This window comes from Flavobacterium sp. N2270, from assembly GCF_025947225.1.
GTDB lineage: Bacteria > Bacteroidota > Bacteroidia > Flavobacteriales > Flavobacteriaceae > Flavobacterium.
In genome coordinates this window covers 2,232,843-2,249,509 of sequence record NZ_CP110005.1, presented here as the reverse complement: position 1 = coordinate 2,249,509, position 16,667 = coordinate 2,232,843, and the positions used below count along the sequence as shown (strand labels likewise).

Below are 16,667 nucleotides of genomic sequence, written 5' to 3'. Positions count from 1 at the left end.
TTTTTAAGAGTTAAAAGTTTATGTGTTTATAAGTTTAAAAGGATTTGTATTTTAATTGTAACTGAAAACTGCGACTGCAAACTAACTTATATAATTCCAGATATTTTTTTTCTTACTTAATTCAATAAAAGCTTTTCTTAAAGTTACATGTTCTGGTTTTTCCATTGGAGCGTCAGCTTTTAGTAGTTTTACAGCTTCATGTCTTGCAAGTTGAAGAATGTCTCTATCTTTAACTAAGTCAGCAATTTGAAGATTTAAAACACCACTTTGTTGTTTTCCCATTAAATCTCCAGGACCACGAAGTTTTAAATCGACTTCAGCAATTTCAAAACCATCATTGGTACGAACCATGGTTTCCATTCTTACTTTACTGTCTTCGCTTAATTTATGACTTGTCATTAAAATACAGTAACTCTGTTCGGCGCCACGCCCAACTCTTCCTCTTAATTGATGTAATTGTGATAATCCAAAACGTTCAGCACTTTCAATAATCATTACCGATGCATTTGGAACATTAACACCAACTTCAATTACAGTTGTAGCGACCATTATATTGGTTTTTCCTGCTGCAAAACGACGCATTTCTTCGTCTTTATCTGCTGGTTTCATTTGTCCGTGTAAAATAGAAATAGAATATTCGGGTAACGGAAAATCACGTGAAATACTTTCGTAACCGTCCATTAAATCTTTATAATCCATTTTTTCAGATTCCTGAATCAACGGATAAACGATGTAAATTTGTCGCCCTTTTTTAATTTCATCTTTAATGAATTTCCAAACTTTTAATCGGTTGTTGTCATAACGATGTACGGTTTCAATAGGTTTTCTTCCTGGTGGCAATTCATCAATAACCGAAATATCTAAATCGCCATATAAACTCATGGCTAAAGTACGCGGAATAGGCGTTGCTGTCATTACTAAAATATGTGGTGGAATTGTATTTTTTTTCCACAGTTTACTTCGTTGTTCAACACCAAAACGATGTTGTTCATCAATAATGGCTAAACCTAAATTTTTGAATTTTACTTTATCTTCTAATAAAGCGTGCGTTCCAATTAAGATATCTAAAGTTCCATCTTCTAAAGCTTCATGTATAAGTCTTCGTTCTTTAGTTTTACTTGAACCTGTAAGTATTTGTATGTTAATATTTAGGTCTTTAGCTAATTCGGTTAAACCAATAAAATGCTGATTGGCCAGTATTTCTGTTGGCGCCATTAAGCAACTTTGGTAACCATTATCTTTAGCAATTAACATGCTCATTAAGGCTACAATTGTTTTCCCTGAACCAACATCACCTTGTAGCAAACGATTCATTTGGGCATTACTTCCCATATCGTTTCGAATTTCTTTAATTACTCTTTTTTGAGCGTTTGTCAATTCAAAAGGCAAGTGGTTTTTATAAAAATCATTAAAGTTTTCGCCAACTATTTCAAACTGATGTCCTTTTATTTTATGTTTTCGAATTAGATTTTTAGTAATTAATTGCAATTGAATAAAAAATAATTCTTCAAACTTCAATCTAAATTGAGCTTTGTTCAATAAATCTTGATTTTTCGGAAAATGAATATTAAATAAAGCTACATTTTTAGGAATTAGTTTTAAATTTTCAATTAAATATATTGGTAAGTTTTCAGTAAATAAATTTTGCGTTTCAATAAACAATTGTTGCATTAATTTATTGATAGTTCTGCTTGTAATGCCTTTATTATTTAGTTTTTCCGTACTAGGATAAACTGGTTGCATTGCCGAACGCAGACTTGCTTTATGTTCGGCTAAAAGTTCCATTTCTGGATGCGCCATGTTAAAAGCACTTCCAAATTGAGCCACTTTTCCAAAAATCACATAAACTTCATTAATTTTTAAACCTTCCCTAATCCATTTATGTCCTTGAAACCAAACCAATTCCATTTGTCCTGTTTCATCTACAAAAGTAGCGACCAATCTTTTTCCTCGTTTTTGTTCAACCGTTTTAATGTTGATTATTCGACCTACAATTTGAACTTCTGAACTGGTATTTTGTAACTGATTGATTTTAAAATAATGTGTTCTATCGATATAACGATTGGGAAATAAATGAATTAAATCTCCATATTTATGAATGCCTAATTCTTTGCGTAGCAAGTCGCCACGTTGCGGACCAACGCCTTTTAAGTATTCAATGGGAGTTTCTAAGAGATTGTTAGACATTTAAATTGTAAGATTATTAGACTATTAGAATTTTTCAATTCTTCAATCTTTTAATTTTTTTAATCACATTAAGCGAAGATAGTTGATAAATTATTAATTTGGAAATGACTTTTTCTTAAAATGCCTTATATTCGTGACATAAATTAAGTTTACATGATGTTTCGATTTCTTTTTATCTGTTTTTTTACAATTTCTACTTTTGCTCAGCAATTTAAAAAGGTTGACTTTATTTCTTGTAATGCTTCTATAACTCCAATATCATCTGATAAAGTTGTTTTGGGTTCAGTAACTTATGAATTTAATGTTTTTAGTACAATTGATACTATCAGTATTGATGCAATTAATATGGAATTTATTAATGTAGAACTAAATGGTAAAAAAGTTGATTTTATAAATACTAGAAATAAACTTCAGTTTTATGAAGGTTTTCAGATTGGAAAAAATAAACTTTCATTTAATTATTCAGCTAAACCCAAGCAAACTTTATATTTTATTGGTGAAGGAGATGATTTACAAATTTGGACACAAGGTCAAGGTAAATACACAAGTCACTGGTTGCCTAGTTTTGATGATGTAAATGAGAAAGTTATTTTTAAAATAAAAGTTGATTTTGAGCCTAAATTTGAGGTAATAACTAATGGGAAATACGAGTTTGGGATTAGTCAAGATGGAATGATGACTTCGAGTTACCAAATGCAAAAACCAATGTCTTCTTATTTGGTTATGTTGGCAATTGGAAAGTTTGTAAAACAAACAGATGTAACAAAATCAGGAACGAAATTAGAATATTATTTAGATCGAAATGACGCTGATAAATTTGAACCAACGTATCGTTATTCAAAACAAATGTTTAATTTCTTGGAAAAAGAAATAGGAGTGAAGTATCCTTGGGGAATTTACCGTCAAGTTCCAGTTCGTGATTTTTTATATGCCGGAATGGAAAACACGACTTCTACCATTTTTGCACAAGATTTTGTAGTAGACGAAATAGGTTTTAACGATAAAAATTATGTAAATGTAAATGCGCATGAATTGGCTCATCAATGGTTTGGCGATTTTATTACGGCGAAAGAAAGTAAACATCACTGGCTTCAAGAAGGTTTTGCAACGTATTATGCTTTGTTAGCTGAAAAAGAAATTTTTGGTGATGATTATTTTAATTACGAATTGTTTCAAATGGCAGACCAATTAAAACAAGCAGCTAAAACAGATACGATTCCAATTTTGAATGAAAAAGCGAGTTCGCTTACATTTTATAAAAAAGGAGCTTGGGCTTTACATTATTTAAGAACTCAAATTGGTGAACGAAAATTTAAAAAAGCAGTTAAATCTTATTTAAAAGAATATGCTTTTAAAAATGTTGATACCGATGAATTTTTAGCTAAAATTAAAAAAGTATCGAATTTTGATACCGATAAATTTAAAAAAGAATGGTTAGAAAATGCAGATTTTAGATGGAACGATGCCATTTCAATCTTAAATAAAAACACATTTATTGTCGATTTACAAAAAGTAAAAGCATTAGAAGTATTACCTTTTGATGATAAAAAAGATCAATTACTGACTTTAATGACAAAGAAAAGTTATTATCCAGTTCAACAAGAAATTATGTTACAAACCTCGGTTGTAGATTTTGAAGATAAAAAAGAATTGATAGATTTAGCTTTTGATAGTAATAATATAAAAGTTCGCCAAGCTTTAGCACAATCACTTATTAAAATTCCTTCTTCTTACAGAGAAAAGTTTGAAACCTTATTAAATGATGAATCTTACATTACTAAAGAAATTGCTTTATTCAGACTTTGGTCTAATTTTCCTGATGAAAGAAATCGTTATATTGATTTATTTCAAAACGAAAACGGTTTAAATTATAATTTAAAAATAGCTCATTTAACATTGCAATTAGTATCACAGCAAGTAAATCTTGAAGATAAGCAAGTAGCTATTCAAGAATTAGAAAAATTATCAAAAGCACCATATGAATCTGGAGTTAGGCAAAATGCTTTAGAAACGTTGATTAACTTTAAATTGATATCTAATTCGGTTTTAACTTCGTTAATAGATGCTTCAATGCATCATAAATGGCGTTTTGTAAGTTATGCAAAGGCTGAAATTAGAAAATTAATTTCAACAGATGAAGGAAACCAACAGTTAAAAGATTTATTACCTTTATTGAATGAAAATCAGCAAAGTAGATTGAATTCTTTTTTTAATGAAATAAAATAAATGAAAGCATTAGTAATATCAGGAGGAGGAAGTAAAGGTGCATTCGCAGGAGGAGTGGCGCAATATCTTATAGAGGATTTAAAGCACGATTACGATTTGTATTTAGGAACTTCAACTGGTAGTTTATTAGTGTCGCATTTGGCATTAGGAAAAGTAGACAAAGTAAAAGAAATGTATACTTCGGTAAATCAAAACAGTATTTTTAGTAATTGTCCGTTTGTTGTAAGAAAGAAATTTGGAGAAGAAGTAATAGAAATCAACCATTGGAATGTTTTAAAAAATTTCCTAAAAGGCTCCAAAACCTTTGGTGAAAGCAAAAATTTAAAAAAATTAATTAAAAAAGAATTTACGCCATCTGAATTTGAAATTTTAAAAGCTTCCAATAAAGAAATTATAATCACTGTTTCTAATTTATCTTTAAATACAGTAGAATATAAGTCGATAAATGAATGTAGTTACGACGATTTTTGCGAATGGATTTGGATTTCCTGCAATTATATTCCGTTTATGTCATTAGCTAGAAAAAACGGCTGTGATTATGCCGATGGTGGTTTCGCAGCTATGATTCCTATTGAAGAAGCAATTAGAAATGGTGCAACTCATGTAGATGCTATTATTCTACATACCGAAAGCACTTTGTTTAATAGAATGCCAGCAACAAGTGTATTTGCCTCCTTAACCAATTTATTTGCTTTTATGATGGATAGAATTGAGTTCCAGAATATTAAAATTGGAAAATATGAAGCAATTATTCATGGAGCAACTATAAATTTCTATTATACGCCCACAATGTTAACCACAAATTCTTTAGTTTTTAACAAAGAACAAATGAAAAAATGGTGGCAAATTGGCTATGAGTATGCTAAGTCTAAAGATATTGATAGTCAAGAAATAATTACCGAAGAATAAAAGAATTGTAATAACAAGCACAATTTAAAAAAAATATAATTTTAATCTTTTATCTTTTTTCTTTCAGCAAAGCGTTCTTTAATCTTAAAAAATCGTTTTCAAATCTTCTTTCAAATAACTAATTGCAATTGCGCTTGGTGCTTCTGTTTCGGTCATTTCAATTAAAATAGCTTCACGAAGTTTTTCTGCCGAAGTAACTTCTTGTTCAATAGATTTTTTTCTAATTAATTGAATAGTAGAATTCTTCGCTTTATTCACAATATCCCAGCTTGTTGAAGTCAAATAAATTTGTTGTGTTAAATTATGCTCAAATTCTGTTTGAATCGTATGAATTAAAAAAGTAGCATAATCTTCTTTACTTGTATTTGGAGGAGAAACTCTCAATAATAATTGCGCAGGGTTAATACGTTCTAAAAATAAAACCATTCTCTCATAAGCTTGTAAACGAACAGGTAATGCTAAGCTTTGGTTTTCTTTTAATAATTCAAAACGTCTTCTACTTTCCTCATTTTTAAAAAAAGTTTGAAAAGATAAGTAGGCAACTCCCCCCGTTATTAAAGCAGGTAATGTATAAGCTGCTAATTCAATTATTTTTGTAGTAATATCCATTTTTATTTGAAGCTATTTCCTGCTTTCGCTTTTATCTTTTTTTTCGTTAGCACTACAAAAAAGGATATCAGCTCTATCAGGGCTATGTTAGTAGTACAAAGAAAACATTAATATTTACAATTTCAAAATACAATTTCAATTTCAACAAATCACATTCTACACTATCTTGTCATTTCGACCAACGGGAGAAATCACATAAAATATAATCTAAATATCTTAAAAACCATATGAGATTCCTCCTTTCGTCGGAATGACAATAAAAACGGGAAGTAAATCCTTTTAATCTGTATAATCTGTGATGCTAAGTTTTTAAGAATTTCTTATTAAACTTGTCCTTGAACTTGAGTTTTTAATTCGATTTTTAAATTGGCTTTTGTTCTTTGTAATTGAACTTTAAAACACCTATTTTTGTAAATTAGTACAATTTATAGAAAATCATAATGCAGCAAATAATTGCCCAATTAAATGAAGCCCAACAAGCTCCTGTTCTTCAAAAAGACGGGCCAATGATTGTAATCGCTGGTGCCGGTTCTGGAAAAACTAGAGTATTAACGGTACGTATTGCAAATCTTATGCATCAAGGTGTTGATGCGTTTAATATTTTGGCATTGACATTTACCAATAAGGCTGCGCGTGAAATGAAAAAACGTATTGCCGATATAGTAGGGAATAACGAAGCGAAAAATCTTTGGATGGGAACTTTTCACTCGGTTTTTGCTAAAATTTTACGAATCGAAGGCGAAAAATTGGGTTACCCTTCAAATTTTACCATTTACGACACACAAGATTCTGTTCGATTAATTTCGGCAATCATTAAAGAAATGCAACTCGATAGAGATGTATATAAACCAAAACAAGTTTTAGGTAGAATTTCATCCTACAAAAACTCATTAATTACGGTTAAAGCATACTTCAATAATCAAGATTTACAAGAAGCGGATGCTATGAGTAAAAAGCCTCGTTTAGGCGATATTTATAAAAATTATGTAGAGCGTTGTTTTAAATCGGGCGCAATGGATTTTGATGATTTGTTATTGAAAACCAATGAGTTAATTAATCGTTTTCCTGAAGTTTTAGCAAAATACCAAGATAGATTTCGTTACATTCTAGTCGATGAGTATCAAGATACAAACCATTCACAGTATTTAATTGTTAGAGCTTTATCTGATCGTTTTCAAAATATTTGTGTAGTTGGAGATGATGCGCAAAGTATTTACGGTTTTAGGGGTGCAAACATCAACAACATTTTAAACTTTCAAAAAGATTACGATAATGTTCAAATGTACCGATTGGAACAAAATTATCGTTCGTCAAAAAATATAGTTGAAGCCGCAAATAATATTATTGATAAGAATAAGACCAAATTAGACAAAATTGTTTGGACCGCAAATGATAACGGACCAAAAATTAAAGTACACCGCAGTTTAACTGATGGGGAAGAAGGTCGTTTTGTAGCGGCAACAATATTCGAACAAAAGATGCAACAACAATTGCATAACGGTCAGTTTGCCATTTTATATAGAACCAATGCGCAATCTCGTGCAATGGAAGATGCTTTGCGTAAACGCGATATTCCGTATCGTATTTATGGTGGATTATCTTTCTACCAACGTAAAGAGATTAAAGATGTTTTATGTTATTTACGATTGATTATCAACCCAAATGATGAAGAAGCTTTAATTCGTGTCATCAATTATCCGGCGAGAGGAATTGGTAATACAACTATTGAAAAATTAACAGTAGCAGCCAATCATTACAAAAGATCCATTTTCGAAGTTTTAGAACATATTGATAAAATAGATTTAAAACTGAATTCGGGAACCAAAAATAAGTTGCAAGATTTTGTAACGATGATTAAAAGTTTTCAAGTAATTAATGAAAATCATGATGCTTTTTATTTAGCTGATTTAGTTACTAAAAAAACCGGATTAGTTCAAGAACTTAAAAAAGACGGAACGCCAGAAGGAATTACTCGTATTGAAAATATCGAAGAACTTTTAAACGGTATAAAAGATTTTATTGAAGGTCAAAAAGAAATTGATGGAGCAAGAGGTGCTTTAGCTGAATTTATGGAAGATGTTGCTCTTGCAACTGATTTAGATAATGATACTGGCGATGACGATAGAGTTGCATTAATGACTATTCACTTAGCAAAAGGACTTGAGTTTCCTCATGTTTTTATTGTTGGTTTAGAAGAAGATTTGTTTCCAAGTGCTATGAGTTTAAGTTCTCGAAGCGACTTAGAAGAAGAACGACGTTTGTTTTATGTTGCACTAACAAGAGCAGAAAATCAAGCGTATTTAACGTATGCGCAATCGCGTTACCGTTGGGGAAAATTAGTTGACAGTGAACCTTCACGTTTTATTGAAGAAATTGACAGTCAGTATTTAGAATATTTAAATCCAGAAAATAATTCAGGATACCGTTATAAACCAATGATGGATGTTGATATTTTTGGAGACATTGATAAATCTAAATTACGGACAGCAAAACCTGTTGCTAGCAAGCCACCCGCATATTTAAATACACAAGCAAACGAAAAGCCAAACATTCGTAAGTTAAAACCGGTTTCTGGCGTTAGAACACAAGGAAATACTAATTTATTCGATTCTAATTTAGCGATTGGAAATGTTGTTATGCATGAACGTTTTGGAAAAGGGCAAATCATCAATATTGAAGGAATGGCTGGCGATAAAAAAGCCGAAATTAAGTTTGAAGTTGGTGGAGTTAAAAAGTTATTACTCCGTTTTGCAAAACTAGAAGTAATTGGATAGTTAAAACCCTTAACGTTACAATAGAATCTAAAAACCCATCAGTCTAATAATCTAACAATCTTTAAAAAAATGGCAGAATTTATTAAAATATACGAAGATAAACCTAGTGAAGCTGCTATTAAAAAAGTAGTTGATGTTTTACGAAATGGAGGTTTAATTATTTATCCAACCGATACAGTTTACGGTTTAGGATGTGATATTACGAATACAAAAGCATTGGAACGCATTGCTAAAATTAAAGGAATCAAATTAGAAAAAGCCAATTTTTCATTCATTTGTAACGATTTAAGTAATATTTCAAACTATGTAAAGCAAATAGATACTTCTACTTTTAAAATTTTAAAAAGAGCTTTACCTGGTCCTTATACATTTATCTTGCCAGGAAATAACGATTTGCCTAAAGAATTTCGTAAAAAGAAAACAGTTGGTATTCGTGTTCCTGACAACAATATAGCCTTAGAAATTGTAAAATTATTAGGAAATCCAATTGTATCTACATCGATACATGATGAAGATGAAGTAATAGAATATTCTACCGATCCTGAATTAATTTTTGAAAAATGGCAGAATAAAGTCGATTTAGTAATTGATGGCGGTTATGGAAATAATATTGCTTCAACCATAATTGATTTAACAGGCTATGAGCCAGAAGTTATTCGTGAAGGAAAAGGAAGTTTAGATATTTTGTAATATGAAAAAAATAATACTATTCTTTTTTTTATTTGTTACTTCTATAATACATTCACAAACAATTCTAGGAACCGTTGTAGATTCAAATGAAGAACCTATTTTTGGTGCTTTTATTTATTTTGATGGAACATCTTATGGAACAACAACTGATATTGATGGGAAATTCTCTTTTGAAATTAAATCAAGTATAAACACTCCATTAGTGATAAGTTATGTTGGTTATGAAAAAATTTATTTAAAAGAAATAGATTTTAACAAAAGATATAAATTCATAATGCAAGAATCTATTGAAAATTTAAATGAAGTGGTCGTTTCAAACAATAAATTTTCAAGAAAACAAATGTTGACTATTTTTAAAAACCAGTTTTTAGGAGTTACAAAAGCTGGAAAAAGGTGTACAATTGAAAATGAAGATGAATTATACTTTACTTACGATAACGATAATTTTTTACTTAAAGCATTTGCAGATAAACCATTAATTATTAATAATCCTTTTTTAGGCTACAAGATTTATTTTGATATAAATTCGTTTGAAGCAAAGTTTTATAAATACAGTATTAAAAATTCTGATATTTATTCGAGTATTTACATTGGTACTTCAAGATTTGAAGAGACTTCAAATAGTATTAAAATTGTTAAAAATAGAGAAAAGGCATTTAATGGTTCTCTTTTACAGTTTTTCAGAAATTTTGCAAAAATGAGTTGGGGAAAAGATAAGTTTGTATTGTTTTATAAGTCTTTTCAAGATAACCCAAAAAATCATTTCACTATTAATAGTCCTTTTGATAAATCTACAAAAGTGATAATATTTCCTCAAGAAAGTAATTTAAAATCAAAAGGTTTTATTGCAGAGTTTGGTTTGTTGTATAATAATAAAGAACAATCTAAAATTATTTTTCATACAGATAATTTTGAAATTGATGAGTTTGGTTTATTTACAAATTATGATAAAATTTATTTTTCTGGAGCTCTTTCAGAAAAAAAAGTTGGACTAATGTTGCCTTCTAATTATGGGATAGAATGATAAAAAAACCGCTACAATTGCAGCGGTTTTTTTATAAGAAATTATTCTTCTGTATTTTCTTGCATAGAATGGTACACATTCATTACATCATCGTCTTCTTCAATTTTTTCTAAAAGTTTTTCAACGTCTGCTGCTTCTTCTGCTGTAAGTTCTTTTGTAACTTGTGGAATTCTCTCAAAGCCAGAAGAAAGTATTTCTAAACCTCTGTTTTCCAATTCTTTTTGAATAGCTCCAAAACTTTCAAATGGTGCATACATTAAAATACCATCTTCATCAGCAAAAATTTCTTCAACCCCAAAATCAATCATTTCAAGTTCAAGTTCTTCAACATCTTGTCCTTCAGCTGGGATTCTAAAATTACAAGTATGATCAAACATAAATTCTACAGAACCTTGTGTTCCCATAGTTCCATTACATTTATTAAAGTAACTTCTTATGTTGGCAACTGTTCTGTTGTTATTATCAGTAGCTGTTTCAATTAAAATTGCAATTCCGTGTGGTGCATAACCTTCAAATAATACCTCTTTAAAATCTGCCGTATCTTTTTCAGATGCTTTTTTAATTGCTCGCTCTACATTATCTTTAGGCATGTTCGCAGCCTTAGCATTTTGTATTACAGCTCTTAATCGCGAGTTAGTTTCAGGATTTGGTCCTCCTTCTTTAACTGCCATTACGATATCTTTTCCTATACGAGTAAACGTTTTAGCCATTGCTGACCAACGTTTCATTTTACGTGCTTTTCTAAATTCAAATGCTCTTCCCATTTCTTATTTTTTAATCTGTGCAAATTTAATTATTTCAAGGTCAATTTCAAAAGACATTTTAAAAATCAATTTCAAGTTTCAACTTCAATTTTTTTAAAAAATATTCATGCTTTTTATAGCACTTGAAATTTGTTCTTGCTCTTGATTCTTTTAAGTTGCTATTTCTTATAAAAAGGTAATTTAACCACTTTTGCAGCAATGTCTTTATTTCTAATTCGAATGAAAATTTCTGAATCAATCGCTGATAGAGCAGTAGGTACATATCCTAAACCAATTGCTTTTCCAAGTGATGGCGACATAGTTCCAGAAGTTACAATTCCTATTACATTTCCGTTTGCATCAGCAATTTCATAATCGTGACGAGGAATTCCTCTTTCTGTTAATTCAAAAGCAACTAATTTTCTTGTTACACCAGCTTCTTTTTGTTTCTTTAAATTTTCAGAATTGGTAAATTCTTTATCAAATTTGGTAATCCAACCTAAACCAGCTTCTAAAGGAGAAGTTGTATCGTTAATATCGTTTCCATATAGACAAAATCCCATTTCTAAACGCAAAGTATCTCTTGCAGCTAATCCAATTGGTTTAATACCAAAAGATGCACCGGCTTCAAAAACTTTGTTCCAAATCGTTTCAGCATCTTCATTTTTAAAATAAATTTCAAAACCTCCAGAACCAGTATAACCAGTTGCAGAAACCGTTACATTATCTACACCAGCAAATTCTCCAATTTGAAACGTATAATAAGGCATATTAACTAAATCAATTGAAGTCAATGATTGCATTGCTTCAGCAGCTTTTGGACCTTGAATCGCTAATAAAGAATAAGAATCTGATAAATCTTGCATTTCAACACCTAAGTCGTTATGTTTCGAAATCCAATTCCAGTCTTTTTCAATGTTTGATGCGTTTACAACAAGCATATAATGATTATCAGCTATTTTATAAATAATTAAATCATCTACAATTCCACCTTCGTTATTTGGTAAACAAGAATATTGTGCTTTACCATCAACTAATTTAGAAGCGTCATTTGAAGTTACTTTTTGAATTAATGCTAATGCATTTTCTCCTTTTAGGAAAAATTCTCCCATGTGAGAAACATCAAAAACTCCAACACCTGTTCTAACAATTTCATGTTCTGCATTTACACCTTCATATTGCACAGGCATATTGTAACCTGCAAATGGAACCATTTTCGCTCCTAAACTTTCATGAACGTGAGTTAAAGCTGTATTTTTCATTATAATTATAGTATAAAATTTGAAGTGGCTAATTTATTAAAATTCTTAATTTTTGAAGGTATAAATACATAGTTTTATTCCAAATAAAAATAAATTGATGATTATCTTAATGAAACCTTGCATTTTAACAATTGTTTGTTGAATTTTGGGCTTATAAAAATTTAACATGGAAACGATACATTATATAAGCGCTGATTTATTATCTATTGAGAAAATTAATGAAATAATTTCTTATGATTTAAAACTAGAATTATCAGAAGAAGCTCGTATTAATATTGAAAAATGCCGTAATTATTTAGATGAGAAAATGAAATCTCATGATAAGCCAATTTACGGAATTAATACAGGTTTTGGTTCGCTTTGTAATGTAAAAATTGCTGGAGAAAATTTATCTAAGCTTCAAGAAAACTTAGTAAAATCGCATGCTTGTGGAACTGGAGATGAAGTACCTCATGAGATTGTGAAGTTAATGTTGTTGCTTAAGGTTCAATCGTTAAGTTACGGACATTCTGGCGTTCAGTTAGAAACGGTTGAGCGTTTAATTGCATTTTATAATAATGATGTTTTACCAGTTATATATACTCAAGGTTCATTAGGAGCTTCTGGCGATTTGTCTCCATTAGCTCATTTATCGTTGCCTCTTTTAGGTGAAGGTGAAGTTTATTATAATGGATTTAGACAACCTTCTCATAAAGTTTTAGAAAGTTTTGGTTGGAAACCTTTGATATTAAAATCAAAAGAAGGGTTAGCTTTATTGAACGGAACTCAATTTATGGGTGCATATGGAGTTTACAGTTTAATAAAAGCAAGTAAATTATCGTATTTAGCCGATTTAATTGGAGCTGTTTCTTTAGAAGGTTTTGATGGAAGAAAAGAACCATATACCGATTTAATTCATTTAATTCGCCCGCATAAAGGTCAGGTTGTTACTGCCGAAAAAATGTTAGAATTCTTAGACGGAAGTGAAATTATAGAACAAGAAAAAGTACATGTACAGGATCCGTATTCATTTAGATGTATTCCTCAAGTACATGGAGCGAGTAAAGATACTATTGATTACGTAAAGAAAGTTTTTCGTACTGAAATTAATTCGGTTACCGATAACCCAAATATTTTTGTGGGCGAAGACCAAATTATTTCTGGCGGAAATTTCCACGGACAACCATTAGCTTTAGCTTTGGACTTTTTAGGATTAGGTTTAGCTGAATTAGGAAGTATCTCAGAAAGAAGAACCTACCAATTAATTTCAGGATTAAGAGGTTTACCTGCCTTTTTAGTGAATGATCCAGGTTTAAATTCAGGATTTATGATTCCGCAATATACTGCCGCAAGTATTGTAAGTCAAAATAAACAATTTGCTACGCCAGCAAGTATTGATAGTATTGTTTCGAGTAACGGACAAGAAGATCATGTAAGTATGGGAGCAAATGCAGCAACTAAAACGCTTAAAATTGTTGAAAATTTAGAACGTATTTTAGCTATTGAATTGATGAATGCTTCACAAGCTTTAGAGTTTAGAAGACCCTTAAAATCGAGTGATTTTATTGAAATGTTTATTAAATCGTATAGAGAAGAAGTTCCTTTTGTAAGTGAAGATAGAATTTTACATTACGATATTGAAAAATCGATTCAGTTTTTGAATAGTTTTCAAATTGATATAGAGGATTAATATTTTGTTTGTACTTTTAAAATATTGTAATAATGGACTTTAAATTAAATTTTCATCCAGATGAAGAATATTATAAAGAAGCTTATGACCAATTAATAAGTATTGCTAAACTAAAGAAATTTGAACCTATTTTTGCAGTAGTTTTTGTCTTAATCGGAGTTTGTTTATATTATTTTAATATGAATAAAGCGTTCGGTTTTTCGTCTATGATATTTTCAGCAATTGGAATATATGAGTTTTTTAAATTTTATTATGATAGAAATAAATGGTTGAAGGATAGAAATGAAAGTAAAATAAATGGAAATAAAATTGAACTTGAATTTACAGATACACATATTAAACATTCAGGGCCATTTTCTTCTGGAGAAATAAATTGGAGTGGTTTAATGTCAATAATAAAGACTAAAAAAGGAATTGTAATTAAACCACAAAATGGATTAAGTATTTATTTACCTGACAGGCTTTTTGTTGAGCAAAAACAAATTGATTTTATTTTATCTAAAAAAAAGTAAAATCAATTTGTACTCACTTTAAAAATATCAAACTCAAAATTCCTAAAATAGCAGGAATACTTTGTACAAAGAATATTTTTTTAGAAATAGAATAAGCACCATAAATACCTGCAATAGCAACGCATGTTAAAAAGAATAATGCAATGTTATTGCTCCAAACAACATCTGTTATAAATAAAGACCAAATTAATCCAGCTGCTAAAAATCCGTTATATAAACCTTGATTGGCAGCCATAGTTTTTGTTTTCTCAAATAAATCTTTTGGAAAATTTCTAAATACTTTATAGGCTTTTGTGGTCCATACAAACATTTCTAACCATAAGAAATACAAGTGGAGTAGTGCTACAAGAACGATTAATAGTTGTGAAATAATATGCATAAAATTAGTCTAACTTTGTAAGTTCAGAAAAAATCTCCATTTCTGGATATTCTTTCATTGTGCTTTTTATGATGATAGATTTTTCTCTAACTTCTGTTATTTCAACATATAAATAACCTGCAAAATCTTTGTTTTTTGCAAGAGTTTCTTTTGTAGGATACAAAGTGTACTTACAATCGGAAATCCAATTTACATGAAATGAATATCCTTCTTTTTCACCTTCAATTTCTTCCGTTTGTATGTTTCCTTTACGCTTAATTAAAAAAACAGTTCCTGTAGTTTTGTCAACTAGTTTAAAAGTTCCGTTTCTAAAGTTCTTACAATCTTCTTGTCCATAAGATATTGAAGTTATTGTTAGGATTAAGGTTAAAAGTAGTTTTTGTATTTTTTTCATTTTTTAAAACCCATTTACAATTGCTAAGAAATCGTCTGCTTTTAATGCTGCTCCACCAATTAAACCACCATCGACATCTTTTTTAGAGAATATTTCTTTTGCATTTTCTGGTTTTACACTTCCACCATAAAGTATAGAAACGTTTTCAGCAACATCGTTTCCGTAGACTTTTTCAATTAAGCTACGAATGAACGCATGCATTTCTTGAGCTTGTTCTGGAGAAGCAGTTTCACCTGTTCCAATAGCCCAAACAGGTTCGTAAGCTAAAATGATATTTGACCAATCGCTTTTTTGTAAATGAAATAAAGCATCTCTTAATTGGTATTCCACCACATTAAAATGATTGTTTATTTGACGGTCTTTTAACTCTTCGCCAAAACAAAAAATAACACGCATGTTGTGTTTTAAAGCTGTATCGACTTTATTTGCTAATAGTGCATCTGTTTCATGAAAATATGCTCTTCTTTCACTATGACCAAGAATTACAGTATTTACACCAATATTAGTTAACATTGATGCTGAAATTTCTCCTGTAAAAGCGCCACCTTCAGCTTGATGCATATTTTGTGCCGCAACAGTTATATTATTTCCTTCAGAAATAGTAACTGCTGTTTGTAAGTTAACAAACGTTGGTGCTACAATAATTTCTGTTGATGTATTTTGTTTTTTTAATACAATTTCTTCAATTAAAGCAATTGTTTCTGAATGCGTTTTGTGCATTTTCCAGTTTCCTGCAACTATATTTTTTCTCATTATTTTAATGCATTTAATGTTTCTGTAATTTTTTCATCATCAGCTTCAATAGCTTTAAATAATGCAATTTTACCTGTTTTATCAACAATCATATAACGTGGAATCCAATTTAGTTTCACTGATTTTCCAAAAACGCCTTTCATTCCGTCTGAAGTTAAATAGTGTTCTCCTTGTACATCATATTTAGCAATTCCTTTTATCCATGATTCATAATTTTTATCCATAGAAATGAATAAGTAAGTTGCATCGGGAAATTTTGCTTGTAATGCTTTTAGTTTAGGCATTCCTTTGATACAATCTGAACACCACGAAGCCCAAACATCAATAACAATGGTTTTTCCTTCGTATTTTTTTAAAATATCTTTAAATGCAATAGATTCATTATTAGTATCTACCATTACATTTTCTAAGGCTTCTTGCTTAAACTTTGTTTGTTGTGCTTGCGAACAAGAAAGTGTAAATAATGCTATTGTAAATAGTGAAATAATCTTTTTCATAATAATATTGTTTTAAATTTTTTATAAAATTACAATTAG

At 29.9% G+C, this 16,667-nt stretch carries 15 protein-coding genes; 7 read left to right on the top strand and 8 right to left on the bottom strand.

Annotated features, from left to right (window positions below; translation table 11 throughout):
* Positions 1–81: 81 nt before the first annotated feature.
* Positions 82–2,187: an ATP-dependent DNA helicase RecG gene (recG, locus tag OLM55_RS10545; RefSeq protein ID WP_264558866.1), complete on the bottom strand. Its 2,106-nt coding sequence runs from the start codon at positions 2,185–2,187 to the stop codon at positions 82–84.
* A 153-nt stretch (positions 2,188–2,340) separates the two neighbouring features.
* Between recG and OLM55_RS10540 the strand changes: the two genes are divergently transcribed.
* Together OLM55_RS10540 and OLM55_RS10535 are read left to right on the top strand one after the other, a co-directional pair.
* A complete protein-coding gene (locus OLM55_RS10540) occupies positions 2,341–4,413 on the top strand; it encodes a M1 family metallopeptidase (RefSeq protein WP_264558865.1) in 2,073 nt (690 codons plus the stop codon).
* A complete protein-coding gene (locus OLM55_RS10535) occupies positions 4,414–5,322 on the top strand; it encodes a patatin family protein (protein ID WP_264558864.1) in 909 nt (302 codons plus the stop codon).
* An 84-nt stretch (positions 5,323–5,406) separates the two neighbouring features.
* On the opposite strand, the gene OLM55_RS10530 is transcribed toward OLM55_RS10535, so the two are convergent.
* Positions 5,407–5,931, bottom strand: a complete 525-nt coding sequence (locus OLM55_RS10530) for a hypothetical protein (protein ID WP_264558863.1) — start codon at positions 5,929–5,931, stop codon at positions 5,407–5,409.
* A gap of 440 nt (positions 5,932–6,371) precedes the next feature.
* On the opposite strand from OLM55_RS10530, the gene OLM55_RS10525 reads away from it, so the two are divergent.
* The 3 genes from OLM55_RS10525 (at position 6,372) to OLM55_RS10515 (ending at position 10,419) form a co-directional block, all read left to right on the top strand.
* Positions 6,372–8,705, top strand: a complete 2,334-nt coding sequence (locus OLM55_RS10525; RefSeq protein WP_264558862.1) for an ATP-dependent helicase — start codon at positions 6,372–6,374, stop codon at positions 8,703–8,705.
* 69 nt (positions 8,706–8,774) lie between these two features.
* Complete coding sequence (locus OLM55_RS10520; RefSeq protein WP_264558861.1) at positions 8,775–9,395, top strand: L-threonylcarbamoyladenylate synthase; 621 nt, start codon at positions 8,775–8,777, stop codon at positions 9,393–9,395.
* A gap of 1 nt (position 9,396) precedes the next feature.
* Positions 9,397–10,419: a carboxypeptidase-like regulatory domain-containing protein gene (locus OLM55_RS10515; protein WP_264558860.1), complete on the top strand. Its 1,023-nt coding sequence runs from the start codon at positions 9,397–9,399 to the stop codon at positions 10,417–10,419.
* Between the two features lie 41 nt (positions 10,420–10,460).
* On the opposite strand, the gene OLM55_RS10510 is transcribed toward OLM55_RS10515, so the two are convergent.
* Positions 10,461–11,183: a YebC/PmpR family DNA-binding transcriptional regulator gene (locus tag OLM55_RS10510; protein ID WP_264558859.1), complete on the bottom strand. Its 723-nt coding sequence runs from the start codon at positions 11,181–11,183 to the stop codon at positions 10,461–10,463.
* 158 nt (positions 11,184–11,341) lie between these two features.
* Positions 11,342–12,424 (bottom strand): glycine cleavage system aminomethyltransferase GcvT, encoded by a 1,083-nt coding sequence (gcvT, locus tag OLM55_RS10505; RefSeq protein ID WP_264558858.1) that lies wholly within the window; start codon positions 12,422–12,424, stop codon positions 11,342–11,344.
* Between the two features lie 166 nt (positions 12,425–12,590).
* Here gcvT and hutH point away from each other — a divergent pair, with 166 nt between their 5' ends.
* Complete coding sequence (gene hutH, locus OLM55_RS10500; RefSeq protein WP_264558857.1) at positions 12,591–14,093, top strand: histidine ammonia-lyase; 1,503 nt, start codon at positions 12,591–12,593, stop codon at positions 14,091–14,093.
* Between the two features lie 32 nt (positions 14,094–14,125).
* Positions 14,126–14,605, top strand: a complete 480-nt coding sequence (locus OLM55_RS10495; protein ID WP_264558856.1) for a YcxB family protein — start codon at positions 14,126–14,128, stop codon at positions 14,603–14,605.
* A gap of 13 nt (positions 14,606–14,618) precedes the next feature.
* Here the strand turns inward: OLM55_RS10495 and OLM55_RS10490 are convergent, their stop codons facing one another.
* From OLM55_RS10490 to OLM55_RS10475, 4 genes are read right to left on the bottom strand one after another with little or no spacing between them, the layout of a single operon-like run.
* Positions 14,619–14,984: a DUF1304 domain-containing protein gene (locus tag OLM55_RS10490; protein WP_264558855.1), complete on the bottom strand. Its 366-nt coding sequence runs from the start codon at positions 14,982–14,984 to the stop codon at positions 14,619–14,621.
* Positions 14,985–14,988: 4 nt separating this feature from the next.
* Positions 14,989–15,378, bottom strand: a complete 390-nt coding sequence (locus tag OLM55_RS10485; protein WP_264558854.1) for a hypothetical protein — start codon at positions 15,376–15,378, stop codon at positions 14,989–14,991.
* 3 nt (positions 15,379–15,381) lie between these two features.
* A complete protein-coding gene (gene tpiA, locus OLM55_RS10480) occupies positions 15,382–16,131 on the bottom strand; it encodes a triose-phosphate isomerase (protein WP_264558853.1) in 750 nt (249 codons plus the stop codon).
* Positions 16,131–16,628, bottom strand: coding sequence for a TlpA disulfide reductase family protein (locus OLM55_RS10475; RefSeq protein ID WP_264558852.1), 498 nt, complete (start codon positions 16,626–16,628; stop codon positions 16,131–16,133). Before OLM55_RS10475 ends, tpiA begins: the two co-directional genes overlap by 1 nt.
* Positions 16,629–16,667: the final 39 nt, after the last annotated feature.